19 protein-coding genes are annotated in these 24,980 nt (G+C 50.2%); all 19 read right to left on the bottom strand.

Annotation, left to right across the window (positions count from 1 at the left end; genetic code table 11):
- Window positions 1-9: 9 nt before the first annotated feature.
- Complete coding sequence (locus BLV22_RS01290) at window positions 10-963, bottom strand: hypothetical protein (protein ID WP_091610388.1); 954 nt, start codon at window positions 961-963, stop codon at window positions 10-12.
- Window positions 963-3,050 (bottom strand): hypothetical protein, encoded by a 2,088-nt coding sequence (locus tag BLV22_RS01285; RefSeq protein ID WP_091610387.1) that lies wholly within the window; start codon window positions 3,048-3,050, stop codon window positions 963-965. Before BLV22_RS01285 ends, BLV22_RS01290 begins: the two co-directional genes overlap by 1 nt.
- Entirely contained in the window at window positions 3,047-5,956 is a 2,910-nt protein-coding gene (locus BLV22_RS01280) for a Z1 domain-containing protein (RefSeq protein WP_091610385.1), read from the bottom strand. Before BLV22_RS01280 ends, BLV22_RS01285 begins: the two co-directional genes overlap by 4 nt.
- Before the next feature lie 125 nt (window positions 5,957-6,081).
- Complete coding sequence (locus tag BLV22_RS01275; RefSeq protein ID WP_091610383.1) at window positions 6,082-6,393, bottom strand: hypothetical protein; 312 nt, start codon at window positions 6,391-6,393, stop codon at window positions 6,082-6,084.
- A 65-nt stretch (window positions 6,394-6,458) separates the two neighbouring features.
- Window positions 6,459-6,986 carry a hypothetical protein gene (locus BLV22_RS01270; protein WP_091610381.1) on the bottom strand — a complete coding sequence of 176 codons (528 nt, stop codon included), beginning with the start codon at window positions 6,984-6,986 and terminating at the stop codon, window positions 6,459-6,461.
- A 130-nt stretch (window positions 6,987-7,116) separates the two neighbouring features.
- Window positions 7,117-7,356 (bottom strand): RNA chaperone Hfq, encoded by a 240-nt coding sequence (gene hfq, locus BLV22_RS01265; protein ID WP_022792841.1) that lies wholly within the window; start codon window positions 7,354-7,356, stop codon window positions 7,117-7,119.
- A gap of 44 nt (window positions 7,357-7,400) precedes the next feature.
- Window positions 7,401-8,357: a tRNA (adenosine(37)-N6)-dimethylallyltransferase MiaA gene (gene miaA / locus BLV22_RS01260; RefSeq protein WP_245723988.1), complete on the bottom strand. Its 957-nt coding sequence runs from the start codon at window positions 8,355-8,357 to the stop codon at window positions 7,401-7,403.
- Window positions 8,336-8,902, bottom strand: coding sequence for a class I SAM-dependent methyltransferase (locus BLV22_RS14875; RefSeq protein ID WP_281241095.1), 567 nt, complete (start codon window positions 8,900-8,902; stop codon window positions 8,336-8,338). The genes miaA and BLV22_RS14875 overlap by 22 nt, the downstream gene beginning before the upstream one ends.
- Window positions 8,903-9,140: 238 nt before the next feature.
- Window positions 9,141-11,015, bottom strand: coding sequence for a DNA mismatch repair endonuclease MutL (gene mutL / locus BLV22_RS01250; protein ID WP_091610376.1), 1,875 nt, complete (start codon window positions 11,013-11,015; stop codon window positions 9,141-9,143).
- A gap of 3 nt (window positions 11,016-11,018) precedes the next feature.
- Window positions 11,019-13,604: a DNA mismatch repair protein MutS gene (gene mutS, locus BLV22_RS01245; RefSeq protein WP_091610375.1), complete on the bottom strand. Its 2,586-nt coding sequence runs from the start codon at window positions 13,602-13,604 to the stop codon at window positions 11,019-11,021.
- A 195-nt stretch (window positions 13,605-13,799) separates the two neighbouring features.
- Window positions 13,800-14,168, bottom strand: a complete 369-nt coding sequence (locus BLV22_RS01240) for a YlbF/YmcA family competence regulator (protein ID WP_176967582.1) — start codon at window positions 14,166-14,168, stop codon at window positions 13,800-13,802.
- Window positions 14,169-14,172: 4 nt separating this feature from the next.
- Window positions 14,173-15,756 (bottom strand): tRNA (N6-isopentenyl adenosine(37)-C2)-methylthiotransferase MiaB, encoded by a 1,584-nt coding sequence (gene miaB / locus BLV22_RS01235; RefSeq protein ID WP_091610372.1) that lies wholly within the window; start codon window positions 15,754-15,756, stop codon window positions 14,173-14,175.
- Window positions 15,757-15,851: 95 nt separating this feature from the next.
- Entirely contained in the window at window positions 15,852-17,531 is a 1,680-nt protein-coding gene (locus BLV22_RS01230; protein WP_091610370.1) for an ABC-ATPase domain-containing protein, read from the bottom strand.
- 130 nt (window positions 17,532-17,661) lie between these two features.
- Window positions 17,662-17,922 (bottom strand): stage V sporulation protein S, encoded by a 261-nt coding sequence (locus tag BLV22_RS01225; RefSeq protein WP_091610368.1) that lies wholly within the window; start codon window positions 17,920-17,922, stop codon window positions 17,662-17,664.
- A 100-nt stretch (window positions 17,923-18,022) separates the two neighbouring features.
- Entirely contained in the window at window positions 18,023-18,820 is a 798-nt protein-coding gene (locus BLV22_RS01220; RefSeq protein ID WP_091610366.1) for a TIGR00282 family metallophosphoesterase, read from the bottom strand.
- 63 nt (window positions 18,821-18,883) lie between these two features.
- Window positions 18,884-20,446, bottom strand: a complete 1,563-nt coding sequence (gene rny / locus BLV22_RS01215; protein WP_091610364.1) for a ribonuclease Y — start codon at window positions 20,444-20,446, stop codon at window positions 18,884-18,886.
- Window positions 20,447-20,791: 345 nt separating this feature from the next.
- Window positions 20,792-21,874: a recombinase RecA gene (gene recA, locus BLV22_RS01210; protein WP_091610362.1), complete on the bottom strand. Its 1,083-nt coding sequence runs from the start codon at window positions 21,872-21,874 to the stop codon at window positions 20,792-20,794.
- A gap of 259 nt (window positions 21,875-22,133) precedes the next feature.
- Window positions 22,134-23,741, bottom strand: a complete 1,608-nt coding sequence (locus BLV22_RS01205; protein WP_091610360.1) for a DEAD/DEAH box helicase — start codon at window positions 23,739-23,741, stop codon at window positions 22,134-22,136.
- A complete protein-coding gene (locus BLV22_RS01200) occupies window positions 23,725-24,978 on the bottom strand; it encodes a competence/damage-inducible protein A (protein ID WP_091610358.1) in 1,254 nt (417 codons plus the stop codon). The genes BLV22_RS01205 and BLV22_RS01200 overlap by 17 nt, the downstream gene beginning before the upstream one ends.
- Window positions 24,979-24,980 lie beyond the last annotated feature (2 nt).

The following is a 24,980-nucleotide window of genomic DNA, read 5'->3' as shown; positions in this document are numbered from 1 at the left end:
TTATCACCTTCACTGTTCTATGCTTGTTTCAAGGTATTCGCGAATAGTTTTACTTAACAATCTTGGAGAAGTGAAGTTCCAATTAAACATATTTAAAAAATAGTACACCGCCTCACCAATACTTCCAGTAGAATTATTTTCATTTTTTTTAATATTTTCCCAGTAATCAGAATGTTGGACCTCTTGTATGATTATTTGAAGAGCAGAAGCTATAATTTCTAAAAGCAGAGGAGAATCTAACATGTTTTCTGCCTTTGCATAGACAAGCGAGAAATTTTGATGAGCCTTATTTATACAAATTTTTATATTCTCCTCATCAAATAAATCTTCTTGTGGATCTTCCCAGGAACATTCAACCCACCAGAGAGGACTTCCTGAATCTTTCACCTCTACAACAGGGAATATTGAACCGTTCCCCTCTAGTAAAGTAGTTGTTTCTCTAATTGAACCTAAATTTAATCCGGGTGTATTGCCAAGCATTTCTTCACCTTCAAATAATTCGCCTGGCTTTTTTATATATAGTACCATTTCCAATTTTAACTCTTTTTTTAAGAATCCCTCATCAAAATCTAATTTTAAATCAAATGTTATTGGTGAATGATTTGTAGCATCAAATTGAGAAATTTCTTTTGCTCCTCTGGTTTTTACAGATTTACAGGACCATATAATCCCCAATGAAATAACAGCGTTTTTGGGTGCTACACCTGCAGGGCCAAAAAGAAATCTTGGATTATTAATAGTAATCTTTCTCTGGATACTGAGTCCATACTCAACTGGATCCCATTCATAAGAACTATCTATCACTTGTATATACTCTGTTTTACCTCGTTCCCTTATAGATTCGGTCTCCATGTCAACATTGTTCCCCTTTAAATAACTAACTTTATAATCTTCAACTTGAAGACCAATTTTGTTTATTAATTTATCATTTATTGTAGGATAAAAGTTTATTGCTATGCTCATTACTTCACACCAACTTTATCAAAAATCGTTAAAGATCCTTTAACATTATTTTGGTTTCCTTTAAAACTTACTGTTCCATATATAACACAACTTTCCTCAATTTTTTTGTGAATTTCAATACCGCTGTTGATTTGATATTTGTTAGTTTTCTTCGAGGAGATCGTTACTTCGTTTAAATCTAACAATTCCTTGGTAAAGTCATGCACTTTTTCACACAAGATCGCTTTATTATCAACTTCAATTTTCGAAATATAGAAGCTTGTCATGATAAGCGGAAAAGCTGTACCAATGTATTTATCGTCTTCCCATTTTTCTGAAGTCATTGTGCCGTTCTCAGTTATTACTCTTAATTCTAAAGTCGTCTGTTCTAATGATTTGCCTATTATTATTTCAAAATCTGAATGCACTTCTCCATTAGAAAATTTGGGGTCTCCCAATAAAGATAATGAAGATTTATTAGTTAAAGATTTAACTCTCCCTTGGCCACCTCCATTACCTTTATTTACCTCTCCATTTGTTCGTTTTCCAAAATCTTCTGGAGGAAGAAGTATATTAGCTAATGATTTTCCTAGTTTAATTTGCTTGGTCTCATTTTTTTCCTTATCTTTATTAGGTACAAAATATTGATTAATTTTTCGAGCAACTTGTCCTTTAATCTTAGAAACCAGCTTTGGATTTTTTTCATTTATAGGTTGATCATTCCAAGAGGTATGGTCAGCTTTTTCACCCATACGTAGATATTCCTCTAATAAAATTGAATTATAATTCTCCGATAGTTCTTTCCTTGAGTTTGGAACGAATAATGCCACGACAAATTCTTCTTCCGAAGGAGTCTGGATGCTACTAGCCCAATCTCCTTCAATGTCGTAATTTATAATCATCCCTGGTTTTCTTAAGTATCCAATCATTGGAGGGTTACTTACTTCACCTGAAACATCTAAAGCCGCTTGATCATAGTGGGAAGGATAATTATATGGTGGTAACATAAGTAGATCTGCTTTTGAAAGTTTTGTAAATATAATTTCCCCGGCTTCTCCATTTGTTTTGAAAATTTTTCTCACAAATATTTTTTCTAAATTTAATTGTTTATCTTCAAGTAAAATATTACTTTTATTTTTTAAGGCATAGCTTGATTTGTTATACAAATCTTGCATCACTCTAAAAAGAGGAAGCATTTCATTAGGATTGATTTCTTTACCATTTATTGAAACAAGTAAAGGTTTATTCATTGCATAGCAATTATTATTTATCCTGGGAGAATACCATCGTTCAGTCGCTCTCTTTATATATTTTTCAATATTATTTGTCCATGTAGGAGCCTCTTCGTAACTTGCTTTAGCACTTTGAACTAATTTTTCTTCATCTATATAAGGAATAATAATCGAGGTTCCAGTTTCACCCTTTTTAAAAGGTTCTACATTTGCATCTTTTAAGATTTCATTTATTTCATTTTCGTTTGTTATAGGAATAGTGTGTTTTTCGTCCCTGGGAGCTCCCCACCATGCTATCCCTCTTCTTGGGCCTCTAGTTTCAATTGGAAGCAGTGAATTATCTTTTTTTTCATCTTCTACCAGGCATGCTGCCAATCTAGACTCGTATTCATTATTTTCATTGAGAATACGAGTGTAATAAATCACCAGTCCCACGCCTACTCTAAAGTAAATTGTTTTACCCAGACCCCAGGAACCACCAGCCCCTACTTTTTGCTGTGGCTTACTAATTTCATACACTAAGTTTATTAAATTACCAAGCTCATTATCTTCTACATCATTATGATGTAGAGGACCAGTTAAACCTGTAGTATTAGTATCTCTAATTTCAAGATATTTACTGGTTTCGTTCTTAAATTGCTCATTTAATGTTTCAGAAATTTTTTCAAAATGCCTACTTAAATTATTAGATTCAAAGTTACTTATATTAAAAGCTACTTTTACAGACTCTGCTTCTTCTTTTACAGCATCTGAACTATTTTGTATTGCTTCTCTTATTAATAAATCCAGAGTAGGGAGCTCATTACTTTGAATCAATCTTATCAAGGAACTCCCAGTTTCAGACATTCTTTCATGTGGAGCAATTTCTACCTTCATTCATTGACCTCCGATTCTTTGGTTTCGTCATAATTTTCTATTTGTATCTGTAAAGCACCATAACTATTTCCATTTTTAGAATTCATCCCAGGAATACGAAGACAGATACCAATAATATCCTCTTCTGCTTCTAGATTTTCTCTTCTTTCGGCGTTTGTTTTAGAGTTTTTGTCGATTCGATATATAATTAATTGAGGAGTATCACCTAGTCCATAAAAGGCTCGCACCTCATCAACCCCACCTATTTTGTGAGCTTTAGATTTTATCTTGCTTATTTCTTTTTTATCTTCTTCTCCAAAATTTATATCTGCATATAAGTCTGAGGGATCCCTTAAAACACCAATATTAATACTTTTTTCATCTTCAAAAGTAGATTTTCTATTTCTTGTAACTTTTCCTACCTTACCCCTTAAAGGCAAATTCCAAATTTCATTTTCTTTCAAGTTATTAATTTTTTTCCCTGAGACTATAACGTTCCAATTGTTCAATTCATCTTCTTTAGTTTTTTCTTTAACCCATTCAATAAATGGATTCAACTCATCTTTATTAAACGTTCTCATTCGTGGATGAAAAACCATTTTCTTCAATAAATTTTCAGCGATGAAATCAAAAGATACATTTTTCCATATAAACTGATTTTCCGAAGAATTATTTGCCCCTTCAATTTCAGCTAAACTAAATAGAAAATTTTCAGTTACATTAATATTGTGTAATTGTTCTTTCTTCTCATTGTTAAAAATTATAGTTTGGGGGCTAAAACCTGTATAATCAACTTCAATCTCTGTTGCTGCTTGTTGACGATCAGAGGCCGTAACGCGCATCCAAGAAACTGCCGGAGTATTTTTTACTCGCGGCGCGTACGCACTAGGATCTTTTGAAGCTTTAGAAAATTCCTCTAACGTAGCTCTCAATTCATACTCTAAAGTGGAAAGAAATTCAAATTGTTCTTTAGTATTTTCAGTCATCCAAATTCTTGGATAAAGTTCATACCTCGGCCTATAGCCAAACCACCTTCCCATTTGCATAAGTGTATCTGCTTGCTTTGTATTTCTTAAGAAATAAGTACTTACTAACCCTTCCATTGTCAACCCTCTAGATAACGTGGTGCCGCCTACAACAATAAATGCCGGAGCTCTATTCATTTCTTTAACTTTTTTAGAATCTGGATATAATAGCCTCATGTAATTACCATCATAGTTAATTCCGTTATTTGCGCTGTTATCTACACAAAGATGAACATGTTCGCTATAAGATGGCTCTCCTTCTTCATTCATCGCTATATGATTTACTTCTTTAATTAACATTTTAATCTCTGGCAAAATTTCTAAAAAAGGTTGAAACTCTAATATCTTCTCCTTATTACCCGAGTAATTTTCATAAGAATTTAGTAAATCTTTTTTTGTAAAAGATTTTGTTTCTTTGTTCCAAACTTCCTTGCACAAATCAAATATTATAGACTCTTTCTCATTTTTCAGCCAATTTTTTATAGCATAAGAAGTATTTTTATGATCGTCTTGTTTGTGACTTGAATGGACCATCATAGTTAATGGTTTTTTAAAATTGTGTAAACGTAAGGAGGCCACAGCACATAAAAACCAACTAATAGCTTCTTTTAAGGAGTTAGGTAAATCTTTATTTCCTTTGTGCATATCTTTAATTTGATTTATATCGTTCTCATAAATAGTTCTTGTAATATTCATTCCTTCAAAATCTTCTGAACCTCTTATCCCAAATATTTCTTTTGGTCCAAAATATTCGTTTGTAGTGCTTAGTGAATGAATAAAATTTCTAGGATATAATGATTCTCTAGAATATTCATTTAAAAAGTTTGCATAAGGGGTGGCCGTGTAACTAATATAATTCATAGCTTGAGGCTTAGTAGCTACAACTTTATCTTGTTTATTTTTCCCTTCTACTAAGTTTACTATTAAACGATTAATTGTTTTTCTAACATTGCTTTCTATGTCTGCAGTGTTAATGCTGCCTTGGTCTGCTTCATCATCTATAACTAATATCTTCATTCTAGAATATTGTTTAAGATCTTTATACATCCAGTCTAGTAATCCTTTTAACCATTTACTATTTTTTAAACAAACATATAAATGAGCTTTGGCTTCTTTAAACTCAAAATCTTGAGCTCTTCTTCCACTTGGAGCATTTCCCTTTACATCGGATAAAGAATACCATGATACATTCCCAGAATTATGCAAATCCTCAATTAACCTGTCTTGAGTTTGTTTTCTAAGGTTTTCAACTAAACCTGATAATACTATAAAAGTATTCCACCCATGGTCTGAAGCCATGGCCATTAAACCTGCCATATTTGCTGTTTTTCCAGATTGTACGTTTCCTACTACTAATCCTTTAATGGGGCCGGAGTCTTTCGTGTTGCTACTTAGCCTTTTTAAAATAAATATACATGAAGTTTCTATTTCATTTATTGCTACTTCAGTAAATCCTTTTTCCCATAGTTTATTTTTATATATTTGCCAAGAGGATTCTGAATCTTTTGGTATGTCAAGAGTATTATTTTGCACCCCATCAGTTATTGAGGCACTTTTATCTCTTTCTCTAGCTTCAATGGAGCTATCTTCTACTTTTTTTATACTTTTAACTAGCTCATACCATTCATTTATTGAAATTTCTTCCCAATGATCGTCCATAACCCTACTTTTTAAAAATTCCTCTAGTTTTTCTGGGGAATCTCTTTTTGCATAGCTTAATTTTTCCCAACTATGCCCGTGTCTTCTTTGATTTTTAATCCAATCTCTTTGAGCATCGTATTTCATATCTGTAAGATACATTTTTACCTCCAAAATTTCACAATTTACTTGTAAATGTATAGTATAAAATATTTTCAAATCATTTAGTTTATTATATTTTATTCCATTATTAGCATTTTTCATATAACTATTGTAGCTTTTATAAAGCGAAAATCAAAAAAGATTCTAGTATTTATTAACTAGAATCTAACTAGAATCTTTCTATTGTTTAAAATGTTTTAATCTTAACGAATTTTTGGAGCTTAATCTTATTTTGAATGAAGATTTATATTATTTTTTATAATATCTCTATAACATTTTTTTAAAAGAGATTCTTCCTCAATATCTAAAACCTCCATATGACAAATTTTGTTTCTTACTTTTATTAATTTATACAGATCCATTTTCACAGATTTATCAAAATAATTTTCATTTAATAGTGGAATATATTCATGAAAATATAGATTAGATTCCAATTCATTATTTACCAAACTCTCTTTCATGTACTTCTCAATTATGTATAGCTTTTGGTAATTGTCCGCCATTTTCTTTGCTCTATTTAAATGATAATCAATGTTCATTTTCTCTCTTCTCCTATAACATTTTAATAATAAAATATTTTTTTATTATTCTATAGGTTAATTTTTTAATAACCAAAAATGAAAACCGCTTTTACATCTATGTAGTTTTGTTTTTCAAAAAAAGTCCCCAATCTACCACAAACGCTATTGTATGTATTGGTACTATTTCTATTTGGACTTTGCTTAAGTGCTTTTGGTACTAATAAAAATAAATAATGTGCCTCTTCACAAATATGACATTTCCATAAATCTAACAGATCCATATTATTTTGGGTCGTCTTACCTCGCTCGACTTCAAATAATATTCCGCTTTCATTTACTCTTTTAAAATAATCAGGTCGTAAACCTTTGGTCACGTATTGGGAAAATAAACCATTTTTTTCACTTATAAAACCTAATTTTTGAACCTCTTTTTTGATTGCATTTTGTACTAGTAAGCTATTCGAACCAGGTTGATTAGCCTGATCTATTTTTTTAAGCGTACTTTCTTGATTCAAATATGAAAGTAATTTACTAGAGCATTCTAAGACTTTTTTATAATCATTATCTTTTTGCACATCATCTTGATGATAACAAGTTAATTCTATTTTCATTTTGATACTACCCCTTTATTTGTAATTAGTTAATGTAATTAAGTCTTCACTGTATAGTTAAAAACCACCCGCCCCTGCTTCCACAGGAACGGGCGGTTTCGGGAGCTTCCTTTCGGGGAAGCTTCTTTTTTTATTCTTCGCTCTCGCTTTCGGTCTGCAGGGAGACGGTCCGCTGCGGGACGAAGGTGCTGATGGCGTGCTTGTAGACGAGCTGCTGCTTGCCGTCGCTGTCGAGGACGACGGTGAAGTTGTCAAAGGCTTTGATCAGGCCGCGCAGCTGAAAGCCGTTCGTCAGAAAGACGGTCACCTGAATTTTTTCCTTGCGTACCACATTCAAAAACTGATCCTGGATATTGACTGATTGTTTCATGATTGAATCTCCTTCCACTGCGGGCTTAGTAAGTGATTTATGTATTAGCGATGCTCGCGCTCGAACTGCCGCAGAATCGAAGCAAACGCTTCGTCGGCAAACGGCCGGGAGCGATCGGTAATATCATACCAGTGTGCGTCCTCTTTGTTGCGGAACCAGGTGAGCTGCCGCTTGGCGTACCTCCTGGAATTGCGCTTCATCCGCTCGGCGACCCAGTCGGTGTCTGCGTCCCCGCGGAAATACGGGAACCATTCCTTGTAGCCGATCGCCTGGGCGGCCTGTACTTCCTCGCCGAAGCGTTCGTACAGCCAGCGCGCTTCGTGCTCGAGGCCGTCGGCCATCATGCGGTCGACCCGGCGCTCGATCCGCTCATACAAATACGGACGGTTCATTGTTAATCCTATCATGAATGAAGCGTAGGGCGAATGCTTTTTTTGCATTTTTTTGGATAAAGTTGGACCTTCTTCCGATGTTTCAAGAATTTCGAGTGCCCGCACGACCTTGCGCACGTTGTTCGGATGAATGGCAGACGCGCGCTCCGGGTCCCGGCGCGCAAGGTTCGCGTGCAGCGCGTCGCTTCCGTACTGGCGCGCGTACAGCTCCCACTTCTCGCGTACACCCTCCTGCTTTTTCGCATCATAAAACGAATAGTCGTGCAGGAGTGCCCGGATGTACATGCCGGTGCCGCCGACGATAATCGGCAGCTTGCCCTCCCCGTGCAGCCGCTCGATGATCGGCTCGGCCTTTGCCTTAAAGTCCGCCGCCGAATACGGCATGTCCGGCGACAGCATGTCCACGAGATGGTGCGGGGCCTCACGGCGTTCTTCAAGCGTCGGCTTGGCCGTGCCGATGGTCAGCCCTTCATACACCTGCATCGAGTCGCCGCTGATAATTTCGCCGTTGTATTTACGGGCCAGCTCGATGCCGAGCCGCGTTTTGCCGACCGCCGTCGGGCCGACAACAGCGAGTACCGGTTGCTTCACGTGTATGCCTCCTTCCATCCGTACCGGACTGCGGCGCTCCGCCGCCCGGCCGGGGTTAACTGATACTGTTTAAAATGCGGACTCTCCGCATGGTCCTTGACGACAATTCGGCGCCGTGCCACCCGCAGCGCCTCCTCAATCCACTTGTCTGTCAGCGGGTCGGTAGCCGCCACCGGACGGAGCCGGTCGATCGCCGGGCTTGTGTCCACCGCTTCGGCAAACATCGGATCCAGGTACACAACGTCCATGCAGCTGTCGGGCAGCAGGCGCATCAGCTGGAAGCTGTCGCCCTGGACGACCGTGATGCGCTGCATTGCCTCCGTAAACCAGCCGGGATACTCCCCCGGAAGCCGTAGCCCTTTGCGGACAAGCGACGCCACGACCGGCTGTTTTTCAATGCCGAGCACCGTTCCGGTCTTCCCCGCACCGAGGGCAAGCATGATGCTGTCGGCGCCAAAGCCGAGCGTCGCGTCGAGCACCGTATCGCCCTCCCGCACTTCTGCCGCCTCAAGAAGCGGGTCGCTCCCGCCCCGGTGGACGTGCAGGCCGCGCAGCCACGCCATCGACGGGTGAAACGAGAGCGGCTCTGCGGATTCCGTCGCCGGATAGTACGTGTCGCCGCCTGTGGCCACAATGTAGATGTCCTCATCCGTCTCCCGCTGCCAGCGCTGGATCGATCGCTTCTCCCGCGGCACATACGGCGCGTTCCACGCCCGTGCCTTTGCCTCGGCTTCCGCGCGCACATCCGGGTCCAGTTTTTTGGCGGTAGTAATAATCACGGCGTTCTCCCCTTTTATGCAGCTACATGATGCGCTTGAACATTTTTTCCATGTCGTAGTCGGAAAAGTGGATGATGATCGGGCGGCCGTGCGGGCACGTATACGGGCTCTCGCACGTGCGCAGCCGGTCGACGAGCGCCTGGATTTCGTCCTTTGTCAGGTAGCGGTTCGCCTTGATCGCCGCCTTGCACGACATCAGAATGGCCGCTTCCTCGCGGAGCTCATGCACGCTGATGCGTTTGTTGTTTTTCACTTCTTCGATGCACTCGCGGATGACGCTTTCTTCGTCGCCTGCCGGAAACCAGGTCGGATGCGCGTGCACCCGGAACGTCTGGCCACCAAACGGCTCGAGGAAAATCCCGATGTTTTCAAAGTCACTCTGGCGGTCGTTGATGAGGATTTCTTCCTCTTTCGTCACCTCAAGCAGAATCGGCACGAGCAGCTGCTGCACGTCCTTGTCCACGTCGCCGATTTTCACGCGGAAGTATTCGTAAAAAATACGCTCCTGCGCGGCGTGCTGGTCAATCATGTACAGCGCGTCCTCGTTTTCCGCGAGAATATACGTGCCGTGAAACTGGCCGATCGGGCGCAGCTCCGGCAGCTCCGGGCCGGTGCTTTCCGTCGCCGGGGCTTCGGGCTCCCGCTTCGGCGCCTCCTGCTCTTCGGGCCACGCATCCGTATGCTCAAACACGGTCTCCGCTTCCGGCGCCTCGGCCGGGGCGTCGTCGCTGAACGACGCCTCGTGAGCGGAGGCGTGCGATACCGGGGACGGTTCCGGCTCGCTTGGTGCAGGTGGTTCCTCCCGCCGGGGTTCTGGTGCCGGCTTCGGTGCAGGCTCGGCAAAGGTGAGGTTCATCTGTTCGGACGCAGGCGCCGATTTGGCCCGCTTCTGGTCGCCCGCCGGAATGAGCCGCTCCTGCTGGAGCCGCTCCCGCACAGCCTGTTCGACGAGCTGCAGCAGCTCCTCCTCCTTACTGACGCGCACGTCGAGCTTGGACGGGTGCACGTTTACGTCAATCAGCCCGACGTTCATTTCAATATGGAGGGCTGCGATCGGGTGCTTGCCGATCGGAAGGAGCGTATGGTAGCCGGCTTCGATTGCTTTTGTGAGCGGGTAGTGCCGGATGTAGCGGTGGTTCACAAACGTCGACATGTACTGGCGCGAGGCGCGGTACGTCTCGGGTTTCGCGATCCAGCCGCTCACCCGGTAGTCGTCTGTCTCCGCCTCGATGTACAGCATATCGCGCGCCGTCTGCCGGCCGTAAATGGCTGCGAGCACCGGCTGCAGGCCGCCGTTCCCATTCGTGAGAAGCAGCTGCTTGCCGTGATGGTACAGCCGGAAGCTGACGTCCGGGTGCGCGAGCGCCTGCCGGTTCATCACGTCCGCGACGTTTGCCACCTCGGTGTTCATCGTGCGCACGTATTTAAGCCGGGCGGGCGTGTTAAAAAACAGGTCGCGCACCTCCACCTGGGTGCCCTGCCGGCTTTTGGACGGTGTGCAGGCGATGCGCTTGCCGCCCTGGTAGCGGATCAGCACTCCGGCCTCGCGTCCGTCCCCGGTTTCCATCGTGACGTTCGAGACGGCCGCAATGCTTGGGAGGGCTTCGCCCCGGAAGCCGAGCGTCTCAATCTGAAACAGGTCCTTTTCCCGGGACAGCTTGCTGGTGGCGTGGCGCTCAAACGCAAGCTCCGCATCCTCCTGGTCCATGCCGCGGCCGTTGTCGGTCACCCGGATAAGCGACAGCCCGCCCTCCTCGACGTCCACCTGGACGGTCGTGGCGCCGGCGTCAATCGCGTTTTCCACCAGTTCCTTCACGACCGAGGCGGGGCGTTCGACGACTTCCCCGGCCGCGATTTTGTTGGCGAGGCCGTCCGGGAGTTTTTTTACATACGTCACCGCTTATTCCTCCTCCTGGTTCGCGTACTGCTGGAGCTGGTACAGCTTTTCAATCGCATCCATCGGGCTCATGCGGAGCACGTCGGTCCGCTTCAGCTCGCTCATGATTTCTTTGGCCCGGGCGCTGCCGTCATCGATCGAAAAGAGCGCGAGCTGTTCGGGCTCTTTCGCCTCCCGGACCGTCGTTTCCGGTGCGGGTTCCTCAGGCACAGCGTAGGCGGCGGTTTTCTGCTGCTCAAAGCTTTTCAGAATCGTCTCGGAGCGCTCAATCACCTGCGGCGGCAGCCCGGCGAGCTTGGCCACGTAAATGCCGTAGCTGCGGTCGGCCTTGCCCGGCTCCACCCTGTGCAGGAAGATGATTTCCCCGTCCTCCTCCACTGCCCGCACGTGCACGTTCCGAAGCGCCGGCAGGTGGTCCTCCATCACGGTCAGCTCGTGGTAGTGCGTGGAAAAGAGCGTTTTGGCCCCGATGGTTGCATGAATGTATTCCATGATCGCCTGCGCAAGCGCCATGCCGTCGTACGTGGACGTGCCGCGCCCGATTTCGTCGAGCAGGATCAGGCTGTCGGCACTCGCATTCAACAGCGCCTGCTGGGTTTCCTTCATTTCCACCATGAACGTGCTCTGGCCGCTCGTTAAGTCGTCGGCCGCCCCGATGCGGGTGAAAATCCGGTCAAACAGCGGCAGCTCCGCCTCCTCGGCCGGCACGAAGCACCCGATCTGCGCCATGATCGTAATCAGCGCCACCTGGCGCATAACCGTGCTTTTCCCGGCCATGTTCGGTCCCGTGATCAACAGCATGCCATGCTCGTCCATGTGGGTGTCGTTGGCCACAAATTCGCCGGCGGTCAGCATTGTCTCTACGACCGGGTGGCGCCCGCCGCGGACCGCAAGCGTTTTATCCGTGCTGAAGGCCGGGCGCACGTAGCCCAGACGCTCGCTCACATGGGCGAAGTTCTGCAGCACGTCCATCTCGCTCAGCAGATCCGCGAGCTCCTGGAGCGGACGCACGTAGCCCGCGACGCGTTCGCGCAGGTCAAGAAACAGCTCGTACTCAAGATGAACGGCGCGGTCCGCCGAGCCGAGAATCAGGTCCTCTTTTTCCTTCAGCTCCGGGGTGATGTAGCGCTCGGCGTTCGTGAGCGTCTGCTTGCGCTCGTAGCGGCCGTCCGGAATCAGGTGAGTGTTGGCCCGTGTAATTTCAATATAGTAGCCGAACACCCGGTTGTAGCCGACCTTGAGCGACTTGATGCCGGTCTCGGCCCGTTCCTTCTGTTCAAGCTCCGCGATCCACTGCTTGCCGTTCTGGCCCGCTTCGCGGTACTGGTCGAGCTCCTCGTGAAAGCCGGAGCGGAACATGCCGCCCTCCTGGACGCCAAACGGCGGGTCGTCCACCAGGCTCCGGTCGAGCAGCTCCTCAAGCTCCTGAAAGGCCGACACGTCCACGAGACGCTCGTTGATGGCAGGGTTGTTCATGCCCCCGAGCAGGTCGGCAATCGCCGGCACCGCCTGCAGGGTCCGCCGCAGCTGCACGAGCTCGCGGGCGTTAATGTTGCCGTAGACGGCTTTGCCGGCGAGCCGTTCAATGTCGTACACGTCGCGCAGATGCTCGCGCAGGTCCTCGCGGGCAAAGAAGTTTTCCGCAAACGAAGCCACCATGCCGTAGCGCTCTTCGATCGCCGGGCGGGAAAGGAGCGGCTCCTCGATCCAGCGCCGCAGCTTGCGGCAGCCCATCGCGGTTACAGTGCGATCGAGCACGCCGAGAAGCGAGCCGTCCTTCGTTTTGCCCATCATCGTCTCGGTCAGCTCCAGGTTGCGCCGCGAGTGCATGTCAAGCTGCATCGTCCGGTTCGGCTCATACACCGTAAACGGCTGCAGGTGGCCGAGCGAGCGCTGCTGGGTGCGCTCCACGTAGCTTAACAGAAGCGCTGCCCCGTCCCGGAGCGTGCCGCTCTCAAGGGCTCCGGTAAGCTCCTCCCATTCCGGCTTCAGCTCCGGCACCGATCCGGTGGAGATCATGCCGCGGTACATGTCGGCCATGACGCCCTCCTGCTCCTCGGGTACGACGATTTCCTTCGGGTGCGCGGTCGTCATTTCGCGCTGCCATTCGCCGACGTCATCGGACAGAAGCGCCGCGGCCGTTTCCCCGGTGGTCAGGTCCGCTTTGACAAACGCCGTTTCCGTTCCATTCGGCACCATCGCCACGAGAAAGTTGTTTTCCGTCTCATCGAGGGCGCGCCCTTCCATGATCGTTCCCGGGGTGATCATGCGAACCACCTCGCGCTTCACAACCCCCTTCGCCTTGGCCGGATCCTCCACCTGCTCGCAGATCGCAATCTTATACCCTTTTTCGATCAGCGTGGCAATATACCCTTCGGCGGAATGATATGGCACCCCGCACATCGGGATATCATTTTCGTTTTTCTGGCCGCGTTTTGTGAGCGTAATTTCGAGCTCGCGGGCGGCAAGCTCCGCGTCGTCAAAGAACATTTCGTAAAAGTCGCCGAGCCGGTAAAACAAAAAGGCGTCCGTGTAGGCCGCTTTAATGTCCTTATACTGTTTCATCATCGGTGTATCTGTCTCTGGCATCAAAAAGCCTCCGTTATGTTTGTTTCACTGCGTTTTTATTGTACATCGTTCCATCTGCTTCTCCAACGGGAAGCGTTCTGCGGTAGTTCCTCATATTATATCACTGTTTAAGGAGAAACTAAATTATAGTATGTGAAATTTATAAAAGCCCGAAAAGCAGAAAACCGCCTCCCGTTATACGGAAAGCGGTTCTTTTTATGAGCTGCTGTTGTCGTCTTCCGTCTCCCAGATCGAGGCAGTGATCTGGTCGCTGATCAGCTGCAGAATGTAGTTGACCTCGGTCTGGCTCTGGCGGAACTGCCCGACGATCGGAATGTTTTCAATCTCTTCGTGCAGGTCGTTAATCTGCGCTTCCACCTGGCGTTTGGCCTCCGTTTTTTCGTAGTGCTGGAAGTTGACCGCCTGCTTCTGCTTGTCCTTGATTTCCTGGATCAGGTTCTGGATCCGCACGTTGTCGTTAATCTGCGTCTCGGCACGGATGAAAAAGTCCACTTCCTCGGTTTCCTTCAGCCGTTCGGCGAGGCGCCCGGCTTCCTGCATTACTTCTTCTTTCGTGTAGGCCATTTGCTTACACCTCCGCGAATTCCACAACATGGCCGTCGAGCGACCACGTTTTGGCTTCGTCAATTTGAACGTAGATAACTTCGCCGATAACGTCCTTCGGCGCCCGGAAGTTCACGAGCTTGTTCGTCCGCGTCCGTCCGGAGAGCACGTCGGCGTTTTTGCGGCTTTCGCCTTCGACGAGCACCTCAAGCACTCTGCCTTCGAGCTCTTTGTTGCGGCGGTTCGAAATGTCGCCCATGAGTGCGTTCAGGCGGGCGAGCCGCTCTTTTTTCACATCCATCGGCACGTTGTCCTCCATCTTCGCCGCCGGCGTGTGCTCGCGCGGGGAATAGATGTAGGTGAACGCGCTGTCGTAGTCCATCTCGCGCATCAGAGACATCGTGTCTTCAAACTGCTCCTCCGTTTCGTTCGGGAAACCGACGATGATGTCGGTCGTAAACGATGCGTGCGGAATCGCCGTTTTGATTTTGCGGGCGAGCTCGACGTATTCCTCGCGCGTGTATTTCCGCCCCATCAGCTTGAGCATGTCGCTGTTGCCGGACTGCACCGGCAGATGGATGTGCTCGACGAGGTTGCCGCCCTGGGCGAGCACCTCAATCAGGTAGTCGTCAAAGTCGCGCGGGTGGCTCGTCGTAAAACGGATGCGCGGAATGTCGATTTTATGCAGCTCGTTCATCAGCTCGCCGAGCCCGTAGTCGAGCCCGAGGTCTTTGCCGTAGGCGTTCACGTTCTGCCCGAGCAGCGTAATTTCCTTGTAGCCCTGGCGCGCAATCTCGCGCACCTCGGCGATAATATCCTCCGGCAGGCGGCTCCGTTCCTTGCCGCGCGTGTACGGCACGATGCAGTACGTACAGAACTTGTCGCAGCCGTACATAATGTTCACCCACGCCTGCGTGCCGCCGGCGCGTTTTTTCGGCATGTTTTCGATGACGTCGCCTTCCTTCGACCAGACCTCGATCACCATTTCCTTGCCCTGAATGGCGTCGCGGAGAAGCTCCGGCAGGCGGTGGATGTTGTGTGTGCCGAAAATCATGTCGATGTGCTGGTGCTTCTGCATAATGCGGTTCACGACGTTTTCCTCCTGCGACATACAGCCGCATACACCGAGCATCAGCTCCGGCTTTTCACGCTTGAGCGCCTTTAAGTGGCCGATTTCGCCGAACACTTTGTTTTCCGCGTTTTCACGGATCGCGCACGTGTTCAGAAAGATGAGGTCCGCCTCTTCGGTGTCCTTCGTTTCGGCAAAGCCCATCTCCTCAAGAATGCCGGCCATGTTTTCCGTATCGTGGTAGTTCATCTGGCAGCCGTACGTGCGGATCAGGTACTTTTTGCCGTAGCCGATGCCGCGCATGTCCTCGGGTATGTCAAAGTCGTAGTGCACCGATGCGTCCTGCTTCGTCCGCTTGCGCCCTGCTTTATGGTCGGGCTGGTCGTTGATGACGATCGACCGGCCGCCAATTTTCATGTATTGTTTGCCGTCTTCGTTGCTTTCCACTTCGGCTTTGGAAAAATCAAAGTATTTTTCGTATGCCGGATCGACCGCCGGAGTCGTTTGTTCAGACGTATCCGTTTGCTTTTTATCAGTCACGGTGGTCTCTCCCTTCTCTATAGGTACGGGCGGAGGTGCCGCCCGTGAATTTTATCGTCGCTTCATATTATAAGCCGAAAACCGGCAAAACTCAATCACCGTTCGACGCGGAGCGGACGGTAGCGGTTGATGGCCGCCGCGATTTCAAACCGGCGCGGGCGTGCAAAATCCCCCGGGTGCTGGTTTTTAAACGGCGACAGGCCGTCGAGCGACTGGGAGTCAATCGTCTGCTCGATATAGTCAAGCACCTCCGGAAGCGGCGCCGGCTGCTGAAACTGCCTGCTCGCATGACGGATGGCCTCGGCAATCGCGTTCGTCTGGCTGCCGGTAATCAGCTGCTCGACCGCGCTCAGGTCGATGGTTTCCGTTCCGTACATCACCGTATCACGGCCCTTGCCGCTTACCTTTTCCTTTTTGCCTTTGCGAGCGTCAAAGCGGTGAACCGCAATGCGCCGGCCCGTTAAGGCCCCGAACGCCTCCCCGGCTTCCTTCGCCCGGTTCGTTGGGTGCTCGCTGGCAATCCGGCGCGCTTCTTCGGTCACATCATACGGCACGTACTCTTCAAGCATGATAACATAATCAGCCACGTCAAAATAATCTCCTGCTCCGCCGACGACGAGAATCGTGGAAATGCCTTCGTCGTCATAGAGGGCGCGCACTTTATCAATAAACGGCGTGATCGGTTCCTTGCGCTTGGCGACAAGCGCCTGCATGCGGGCGTCACGGATCATAAAGTTGGTCGCGCTCGTATCTTCGTCAATCAAAAGCGTTCCGGCGCCTGCTTCAAGGCCTTCCATAATGTTTGCCGCCTGCGAGGTGCTGCCGCTCGCATTCTCGCTCGTGAAAAATGAGGTGTCCTTGTCGGCCGGCAGGTTCGCGATGAACGGGCTGATGTTCACCCCGGTGACCGAGCGGCCGTCTTCGGCGCGCACCTTCACTGCGCTCGGGTCCGCAATTACAAATTCACGGCCGTCGCCGGCGCGGTGGTTGTACACCCCGCGCTCGACCGCTTCAAGCAGCGTGCTTTTGCCGTGGTAGCCGCCGCCGACAATGATCGTAACACCCTTCGGCACGGCCATGCCGGTCACCGGTCCGCCGTGCGGAAGATCAATCGTCACTTCGCGCTCCTTCGGCGACTGAAACGAGATTACCTCCTTGCCGCTCATCGGACGGTTGCTGACGCCGCTTGCGCGCGGGAGCACCGAGCCGTTGGCCACAAAGGCGATGCAGTCGTTGTCCTGCAGGTAGCGGCGCACCGCCTGCTGCTGGTCGGCGAGCTCGAGCTGGGCGGTCAGCTTCTGCCTGGAATACTGCTGCACGGCGTGCTGAATCGCCTCCGGCAGCTGTTTGGTGAGCCGGTCAATCGCCTCCTGGCCCTGGATCGTGCGCCCGCGGGCCGGCAGGTGGATCGACAGCCGGACCTCGAGATGATCCTTCGACAGCTTCACCGCCGTCCGGTCGATCATTTCCTGACCGGGACCGTCGATAATAATGCCCGGCTTGCCCTTCTGCTTGTGGAGCTCCTGCTGCATGGCGAGCGCGAAAAAGTCGATGGCCGCCACCCGGCGCGCGTCGCTTTCCTCAACCTCCGGGCCGAGCTCGAGCGCTTTTCTCGAAAGCGTCACCCGCGCACGGGACGGACTTGCGAACGGGTCGGCCTGCACGTGGTCCATATGCAGCTGAAAATCGGAAAACTCGTGTGTTCCTTTAATATCGTTGTAGGCTTTGTAGCCTTTGCGGTCGATGCGTTTTAGCGTTTGAATCAGTTGTTTCATTGTTATGCTCCTCTCATGGTCTGCCGGCATACAAAAAGACGCCGCATGGACGCCTCGTTGTACCACCGGCCGGTGATATGTATAGAATTGCCGGCAGCGCCTGGGCGCCGCCGGATACGGCGAAAAACGCCTATCTGGGCTCAATAATCAATTTTATCGCCGTTCGTTCTTCGCCGTCAATTTCAATATCGGTAAAAGCGGGAATGCAAACCAGATCGATGCCGCTCGGCGCCACAAACCCCCTGGCAATGGCTATCGCCTTGACGGACTGGTTGATCGCGCCGGCTCCGATCGCCTGGATTTCAGCGGCTCCTTTTTCACGAATAACTCCGGCTAAGGCACCTGCGACAGAATTTGGAGTGGATTTAGCGGATACTTTTAATACTTCCATTTCTAGTACCTCCCTGCGTAGGATCAATGGTAAGGCCATTGTATTAGGCATAATTCATGAAAGAAGGGGCAGATTCCTGCTTTTTGCTAAATATTCTTTTTTATTCGAAAAATGGGTGGGCTTCGTCAATGCGGATGCGTTCGATCGTCGTCGCTTTTCCGGTTTTAGGATCCGCTTTCACAACGACTCCATTTAACTGTTCCCGCCCTTCGGCTACTTCAAACTTGGTAGGCAGATTCGTCTGAAACTTTCGTATGATCGCTTCACGCTCCATGCCGAGAATGCCGTCGCTCGGCCCGGTCATACCGGCGTCGCATAAAAAGGCGGTCCCGCCGTCAAGAATCCGGTCATCCGCGGTCTGCACATGGGTGTGGGTGCCGACTACGGCGCTCACCCGGCCGCTTAAAAACCAGCCCATCGCCTGTTTTTCGCTCGTCGTTTCGGCGTGAAAGTCCACAAAAATAAAGTTCGTGCGCGCCGACGCCTCGGTCACGAGCTCATCAGCCTTCTGGAACGGATCGTCATTCGGGTTGCCCATAAACGTCCGCCCGATCAGATTAATGACCGCCACCTCCTGGTCGTTGATGCGCAGGTATTTAATCCCTTCGCCGGGCACACCCGCCGGGTAGTTGGCCGGACGGATCATCATTTTAGCGTCGTCAATGAATTCGAAAATGTTTTTATTGTCCCACGTATGGTTGCCCATCGTAATCACCTGCGCTCCTGCTTCGAGCAGCTGCTTGTAAATCTTTTCAGTAATGCCTTTGCCGTGGGCGGCATTTTCGCCGTTCATGATCGTGACCGTCGGCTGGTATCTGCGCTTCAGGCGCGGCAGATATTCCTCCACCATTTTCCGTCCCGGGGAGCCGACGATGTCGCCGATAAATAAAAATTTCATGTCTGTGACTTCCTTTCTTCGTGCGTATAAGCATAAAAAAATAAAGCGGTGGCGTTCACCGCTTTATTTTGCATAATCTACTGCCCGGGTTTCCCGTATCACCGTTACGCGAATGTGGCCCGGATAATCCAATTCACTTTCAATCCGTTTCGTGATGTCCCGTGCCAGCTGCGGTGCCAGCTGATCGTCCACCACGTCCGGCTTCACCATGATCCGTACCTCGCGTCCGGCCTGAATGGCGAAGGTTTTCTCGACCCCTTTGAAGGATTCCGAAATTTCTTCGAGCCGTTCCAGGCGGCGGATATACGTTTCAAGCGTCTCCCGGCGTGCTCCCGGCCGTGCCGCGGACAGCGCGTCTGCGGCAGCGACGAGGGAAGCAATCACAGAAGTTGCTTCGGTATCCCCGTGGTGCGAAGCGATACTGTTGACGACGACCTCGTGCTCTTTGTATTTCTTGCCAAGCTCGACGCCGATTTCCACGTGGCTTCCTTCGACTTCATGGTCGATGGCCTTCCCGAGGTCGTGAAGCAGTCCGGCGCGGCGGGCCAGCTGTTCATCTTCCCCGAGTTCGGCAGCCATCAGTGCAGTCAAGTGCGCCACTTCCATTGAATGCTTCAGCACGTTCTGGCCGTAGCTTGTACGGAAGTGAAGGCGTCCGAGAATCTTCATGAGATCCGGATGCAGCCCGTGGATGCCCATTTCAAACGTTGCTTCTTCGCCGTATTCGCGGATGAACTCATCCACTTCCCGGCGTGCTTTTTCGACCATTTCCTCGATACGTGCCGGATGAATGCGGCCGTCCTGCACGAGGCGTTCAAGCGCAATGCGCGCCACCTCGCGGCGGATCGGATCGAAGCCGGAGAGAATGACAGCTTCCGGGGTATCATCGATAATAAGATCAATACCGGTTAACGTTTCAAGCGCCCGGATGTTGCGTCCCTCACGCCCGATGATCCGCCCTTTCATTTCATCGTTCGGCAGGTTCACCACAGACACCGTCGTTTCGGCGACATGGTCGGCAGCGCAGCGCTGCAGGGCCAGGGATAAAATATTCTTCGCTTTTTTGTTGGCTTCTTGTTTGGCCTCTTCTGTGCGTTCTTTGATCAGAAGCGCCGTTTCGTGTTCCATTTCCTGTTCGGTTTCGCGGCGGATCAACTCTCTTGCATCCTCACGCGACATTCCGGAAACACGTTCAAGTTCCTCCTGTTGTTTGGCGAGAATCTCCTCCACTTTGCTGTTATTTTCCTCAACCTGTTGTTGTTTTTCGTAGAGAGATTCCTCTCTGCGCTCCAAGGATTCTTCCTTTTTGTCCAACGTCTCGCTCTTACGGTCAAGGGTCTCTTCTTTCTGCATCAAGCGGTTTTCTTGTTTTTGAACTTCATTTCTTCGTTCATGCAGAGTGCTCTCTGCTTCTGCCCGAATTTGATGTGCTTCGTCTTTAGCTTCCAACCGCGATTCTTTTAAGATTGTCTCTGCCTGCCGCTCAGCTTCTTTCACAATCTGGCCGGCTTCGTGCTCGGCGCTTTTGAATTTCGCTTCGGCAATCGCTTTTCGGACAAAATATCCAATCAAACCAACTATCAATGCACCGATAACAAGCAAAATGGAGATGATTGCAGTGTTCATACATGTCACCTCCTCTTGCTATCTGATTGTTCACTTTCGGTTGTTGCGAAAGTTGCATTGATGATTCTTTTTCGTGTCCGCATTGTTCTGCTTGCGAATTAATACGCTCATCGAAGTGCGGAACAAAACAAACGTTCCACTTCTTTATTGTATCTTTATGGCAGGGCGCTGTCAAGAAAGCTCACCGGCAGGAATCCCTGTTTTTATGGGGATTGACACCGTTTTCTTTCTTCTAGGCCCCCGGCTTTCTCTGCCCGCCCGGCCGGTGTTTCGTGCCCTGCTGCTTCCGCCGGGCCTTGTTCCATACGAAAAAAGGCGCCGGAATTCCGGCGCCTCGGTGGTATTTTAGCGTTTCGTATCTGCTGTTTCTTCCTCTTCGGCAAGCAGTCCGGACTCCGAAGGTGCTTCCAGTTCTTCCGGCTCTTCCGGTTCGGACTGGATGTCGTCGAGCTTGTAATGGTCGCGGATTTTCCGTTCAATTGCCGCGGCCGTTGCTTCATTTTCCTTCAGGAACTGCTTCGAGTTTTCCCGTCCCTGTCCGAGACGTTCGCCTTCGTAGGAGTACCATGCACCGCTTTTAAGCACGATGTCGAGCTCGGCACCGATATCGAGAATGGAGCCTTCGCGCGAAATGCCTTCGCCGTACATAATATCCACTTCCGCCTGACGGAACGGCGGCGCTACTTTGTTTTTCACCACTTTGATTCTCGTTTTGTTACCGACCATTTCATTGCCCTGTTTGAGCGTTTCTGCGCGGCGCACTTCAAGACGCACCGAGGAGTAGAATTTCAGCGCACGGCCGCCGGGAGTCGTTTCCGGGCTGCCGAACATGACGCCGACCTTCTCACGGATCTGGTTGATGAACATAGCAATCGAGTTCGATTTGCTGATCGCCCCGGACAGCTTCCGCAGCGCCTGGGACATCAGGCGTGCCTGCAGGCCGACGTGGCTGTCGCCCATTTCGCCTTCAATCTCCGCTTTCGGCACGAGGGCCGCCACCGAATCAATGACGAGAATATCGATCGCGCCGCTGCGTACAAGCGCTTCGGCAATTTCAAGCGCCTGTTCGCCGGTGTCCGGCTGGGAAAGAATCAGGTCATCAATGTTGACGCCAAGGGCCCGCGCATAGCTTGGATCCAGAGCGTGCTCAGCGTCGATAAAGGCTGCCGTGCCCCCGTCGCGCTGGGCCGCGGCAATCGCATGCAGGGCCACTGTCGTTTTACCGGAGGATTCCGGGCCGTAAATTTCCACGACACGTCCGCGCGGATAGCCGCCGACCCCGAGGGCAATATCTACGGCCAGGGCGCCGGTGGAAATGGTGGAAATGCGGCGGTCGGTCTGATCGCCAAGCTTCATGATCGACCCTTTGCCAAACTGTTTTTCGATGCGGCTCAGTGCTTGATCCAATGCGGCTTTTCTTTCGTTCATCTTATCTCTCCTTCAAGGATATATACTATTAAACAGATACTTTCTTCCCCACGAAGAACGTATCCATACATGCCTGCTGTTATTCAGGAAGCGTTCCCGCTGTTTTCCTGCTTTCTACATTATATCTTTTTTTGTTCCATTTGCCAACAGATATGCGAACATTTATTCGTGTTTTTTCTGTTCCCGGAAAGGCCCTGCCGCTGACAGGCTGATGGTAAAAAAACTCTTCAGCGGCGGCTGCCGCTGAAGAGCGAACGGATTACTGGGACTGGCGCTGCGTGTTCCGGCTCGGGCGGGCCGGACGAGGCTTCGCCGGCTCGAGGTTCACGCGCGTGCCGTTGATGCGTGCGTGCCGGAGGGCTTCGTACACAAACGGCGCGCTGTCCTGCGGTACTTCCACAAAGGTAAATTTATCAAAAATATCAATCTTGCCGATCGATTTGCCGGGAATGCCGACAGCGTTCGAAATTTCTTCGATCAGTATTTTCGGCGTCATGTTTACATTGCGGCCGACATTGATAAAGAATCTTGTCATGCCGCGGGCGCCGCCGGTTTCGCCAAAGCTGTAGCTTTCGTCCGACTCGCCGACAGTGGAGGCGAAGTTCAGCTTCATCAGCGCACGGACCACGTCCTTCGGCTCGTACTCGGTGAGAAGCTCGTCAGTGATGTCATTAAACAGCCCGAGCTCCGATTCCTCCTCCATCTGCGAGGCGATCTGGCGCTTCCACGCCTCCTGCTGCTTTTCCACCACTTCTTCGATGGTCGGCACCCGGTGCGACGGAATGTACATTTTGATTTCCGATTCGATCGAACGCAGATGCTTCATTTCGCGCGGCGTCACAAGCGTTAATGCTTCGCCCTTGCGCCCGGCTCTGCCTGTCCGGCCGATACGGTGCACATAGCTTTCCGGATCCTGCGGAATGTCATAGTTGATCACGTGGGTGACGTTCTGTACGTCAATGCCGCGGGCGGCAACGTCTGTCGCCACGAGAAATTCAATCGAGGCGTCCCGGAATTTTTGCATAACGGCGTCGCGGTGCTGCTGGGTCAGATCCCCGTGCAGCCCGTCTGCGAGGTAGCCCCGCGCCTGCAGAAGTTCCGTCAGGTCGGCCACACCTTTTTTCGTCCGGCAGAAAATGATGCCGAGGTCCGGGTCGCGTGCGTCAAGAATCCGGCAGAGCGAATCCTGCTTGTTGCGCTCGAGCACCTTAAAGTACGACTGCTCGATGTTCGGCGCCGTCACTTCACTTTTGTTGATGGATACCGTCACCGGATCCACCATGTACTTTTTCGACAGCTTGCGGATCGCCGGCGGCATCGTCGCCGAGAACAAAAGCGTCTGCCGGTCGACATTCACCTGTTTTAAAATCGCTTCAATGTCTTCTACAAAGCCCATGTCGAGCATTTCGTCCGCTTCGTCGAGCACGACGGTATTTACTTTGTCGAGATGCAGCGTTTTGCGGCGCAGGTGGTCCTGCACCCGCCCCGGCGTACCGATGACAATCTGCACGCCCTGCTTGAGCGCTTTAATCTGATGGCCGATCGACTGGCCGCCGTAAATCGGCAGCGAACGGATGTTTAAATGCTTGGAGAGCTTCTGGATTTCTGCAGACACCTGAATCGCAAGCTCGCGGGTCGGGGTAATGATAATCGACTGCACGTGCGGCTCTTCGGTCACTTTATTTAAAATCGGAATGCCAAACGCCGCCGTTTTACCGGTACCGGTCTGTGCCTGTCCGATCAAATCCTTCTGCTCGAGGGCGTCGGGAATCGCTTTTTCCTGTACCGGGGACGGCTCTTCAAAGCCCATCTCCCGTACAGCCTGCTTAATTTCGTCCTTCATTTGAAAATCATTGAATGTTGTCATTTTCTACCACCTTTTCTTTCCATAACAATCGGCACCCTTCATATAAAGCCATAAAGCGGACACGATCCCTGGTGCCGGCGATGTGAATTTGTTTTGAGATCGTCCCCTGCGGTCCGGAAATTCCAATCCAGACGAGTCCGGGCTCTTTCCCCTCGTCGCGGTCCGGCCCGGCGACACCGGTAAACGAAATACCGACGTCGGTGTTGAATTTTTCTTTTACTTTTTCGGCCATCGCTTCTGCGCAGGCTGCGCTCACGGCGCCCTCCTGGTCGAGAAGAGGCCGGTCGATGCCGAGAATGTGCTGCTTGGCTGCTTTGGAATACGTCGTGACCGAGCCCTGAAATACGCTCGAAGCCCCCGGTATGTCCACGATGGATTTCGCGAACCAGCCGCCGGTCAGGCTTTCCGCCGAAGCGATCGTCTGCGAGCGCTCTTTCAGTACGTCCACCGTATGGTTAAAGACCGAATCGTCATCGTAGCCGTAAAAATGCTCCCCGACACGGCCGAGCACCTGCTCCTCCACGCCGGCAATCATCTGCAGCGCTTCCTCTTCGGTCGCGGCGGATGCCGTCAGCCGGAGCGTGACTTCGCCGTCGCCGGCCAGAGGCGCGATGGTCGGATTCGTCTGTGCTTCGATCAAATCCTGCAGTTCTTCCTCGAGCGAGGATTCCCCGATGCCGTAAAAGCGGAGCACCCGGGACGAAACGAGCCCGCCGCTCCCGGCAAGCGCCGCCACGTAGGGCTCGACGTCATATTCATACATGGATTTCATTTCCCGGGGAGGCCCGGGAATTAAAACGTAATGCGTGCCGTTTTCCTCGACCGCCATTCCGCAGGCCATGCCGTTCTGGTTGAAAAACACCGTGCTGTTCTCAGCGTAGTGCGCCTGGCGCATGTTGGACGCCGGCATCGCCCGGCCCGTCCGCTCGTAATAATCCCTGATCTTTTGCGCTGACGCTTCGTGCACGAGCAGCTTCCGGCCGGTAAAACCGGCCACCACGTCTTTCGTGATATCGTCCTGCGTCGGCCCGAGGCCGCCGGTCAGAATGACGATATCCGCCCGTTCGGAGGCTTCCCCGAGAGCTTCGTTCATCCGGGCTTCATTGTCCCCCACCACCGTATGGCGGAACACATTCACCCCGAGGGAAGCTAATTCCTTCGATAAATACTGGCCGTTCGTGTTGGCAATCTGGCCCAACAGGAGCTCTGTTCCTACTGCAATAATTTCAGCGTTCATTA

The sequence above is a fragment of the Marinococcus luteus genome, from assembly GCF_900106595.1.
Classification (GTDB): Bacteria; Bacillota; Bacilli; order Bacillales; family Marinococcaceae; genus Marinococcus; species Marinococcus luteus.
This window is presented reverse-complemented; position numbering and strand designations above follow the sequence as displayed.

Excerpts from the sequence above, each read along its gene's own strand:
- BLV22_RS01290 (WP_091610388.1), bottom strand. The coding sequence starts at position 963 with ATGAGCATAGCAATAAACTTTTATCCTACAATAAATGATAAATTAATA.
- BLV22_RS01285 (WP_091610387.1), bottom strand. The coding sequence starts at position 3,050 with ATGAAGGTAGAAATTGCTCCACATGAAAGAATGTCTGAAACTGGGAGT.
- BLV22_RS01280 (WP_091610385.1), bottom strand. The coding sequence starts at position 5,956 with ATGAAAAATGCTAATAATGGAATAAAATATAATAAACTAAATGATTTG.
- BLV22_RS01275 (WP_091610383.1), bottom strand. The coding sequence starts at position 6,393 with ATGAACATTGATTATCATTTAAATAGAGCAAAGAAAATGGCGGACAAT.
- BLV22_RS01270 (WP_091610381.1), bottom strand. The coding sequence starts at position 6,986 with ATGAAAATAGAATTAACTTGTTATCATCAAGATGATGTGCAAAAAGAT.
- hfq (WP_022792841.1), bottom strand. The coding sequence starts at position 7,356 with ATGAAACAATCAGTCAATATCCAGGATCAGTTTTTGAATGTGGTACGC.
- miaA (WP_245723988.1), bottom strand. The coding sequence starts at position 8,357 with ATGGAAGGAGGCATACACGTGAAGCAACCGGTACTCGCTGTTGTCGGC.
- BLV22_RS14875 (WP_281241095.1), bottom strand. The coding sequence starts at position 8,902 with ATGGCGTGGCTGCGCGGCCTGCACGTCCACCGGGGCGGGAGCGACCCG.
- mutS (WP_091610375.1), bottom strand. The coding sequence starts at position 13,604 with ATGCCAGAGACAGATACACCGATGATGAAACAGTATAAGGACATTAAA.
- BLV22_RS01240 (WP_176967582.1), bottom strand. The coding sequence starts at position 14,168 with ATGGCCTACACGAAAGAAGAAGTAATGCAGGAAGCCGGGCGCCTCGCC.
- BLV22_RS01230 (WP_091610370.1), bottom strand. The coding sequence starts at position 17,531 with ATGAAACAACTGATTCAAACGCTAAAACGCATCGACCGCAAAGGCTAC.
- BLV22_RS01225 (WP_091610368.1), bottom strand. The coding sequence starts at position 17,922 with ATGGAAGTATTAAAAGTATCCGCTAAATCCACTCCAAATTCTGTCGCA.
- BLV22_RS01220 (WP_091610366.1), bottom strand. The coding sequence starts at position 18,820 with ATGAAATTTTTATTTATCGGCGACATCGTCGGCTCCCCGGGACGGAAA.
- rny (WP_091610364.1), bottom strand. The coding sequence starts at position 20,446 with ATGAACACTGCAATCATCTCCATTTTGCTTGTTATCGGTGCATTGATA.
- recA (WP_091610362.1), bottom strand. The coding sequence starts at position 21,874 with ATGAACGAAAGAAAAGCCGCATTGGATCAAGCACTGAGCCGCATCGAA.
- BLV22_RS01205 (WP_091610360.1), bottom strand. The coding sequence starts at position 23,741 with ATGACAACATTCAATGATTTTCAAATGAAGGACGAAATTAAGCAGGCT.
- BLV22_RS01200 (WP_091610358.1), bottom strand. The coding sequence starts at position 24,978 with ATGAACGCTGAAATTATTGCAGTAGGAACAGAGCTCCTGTTGGGCCAG.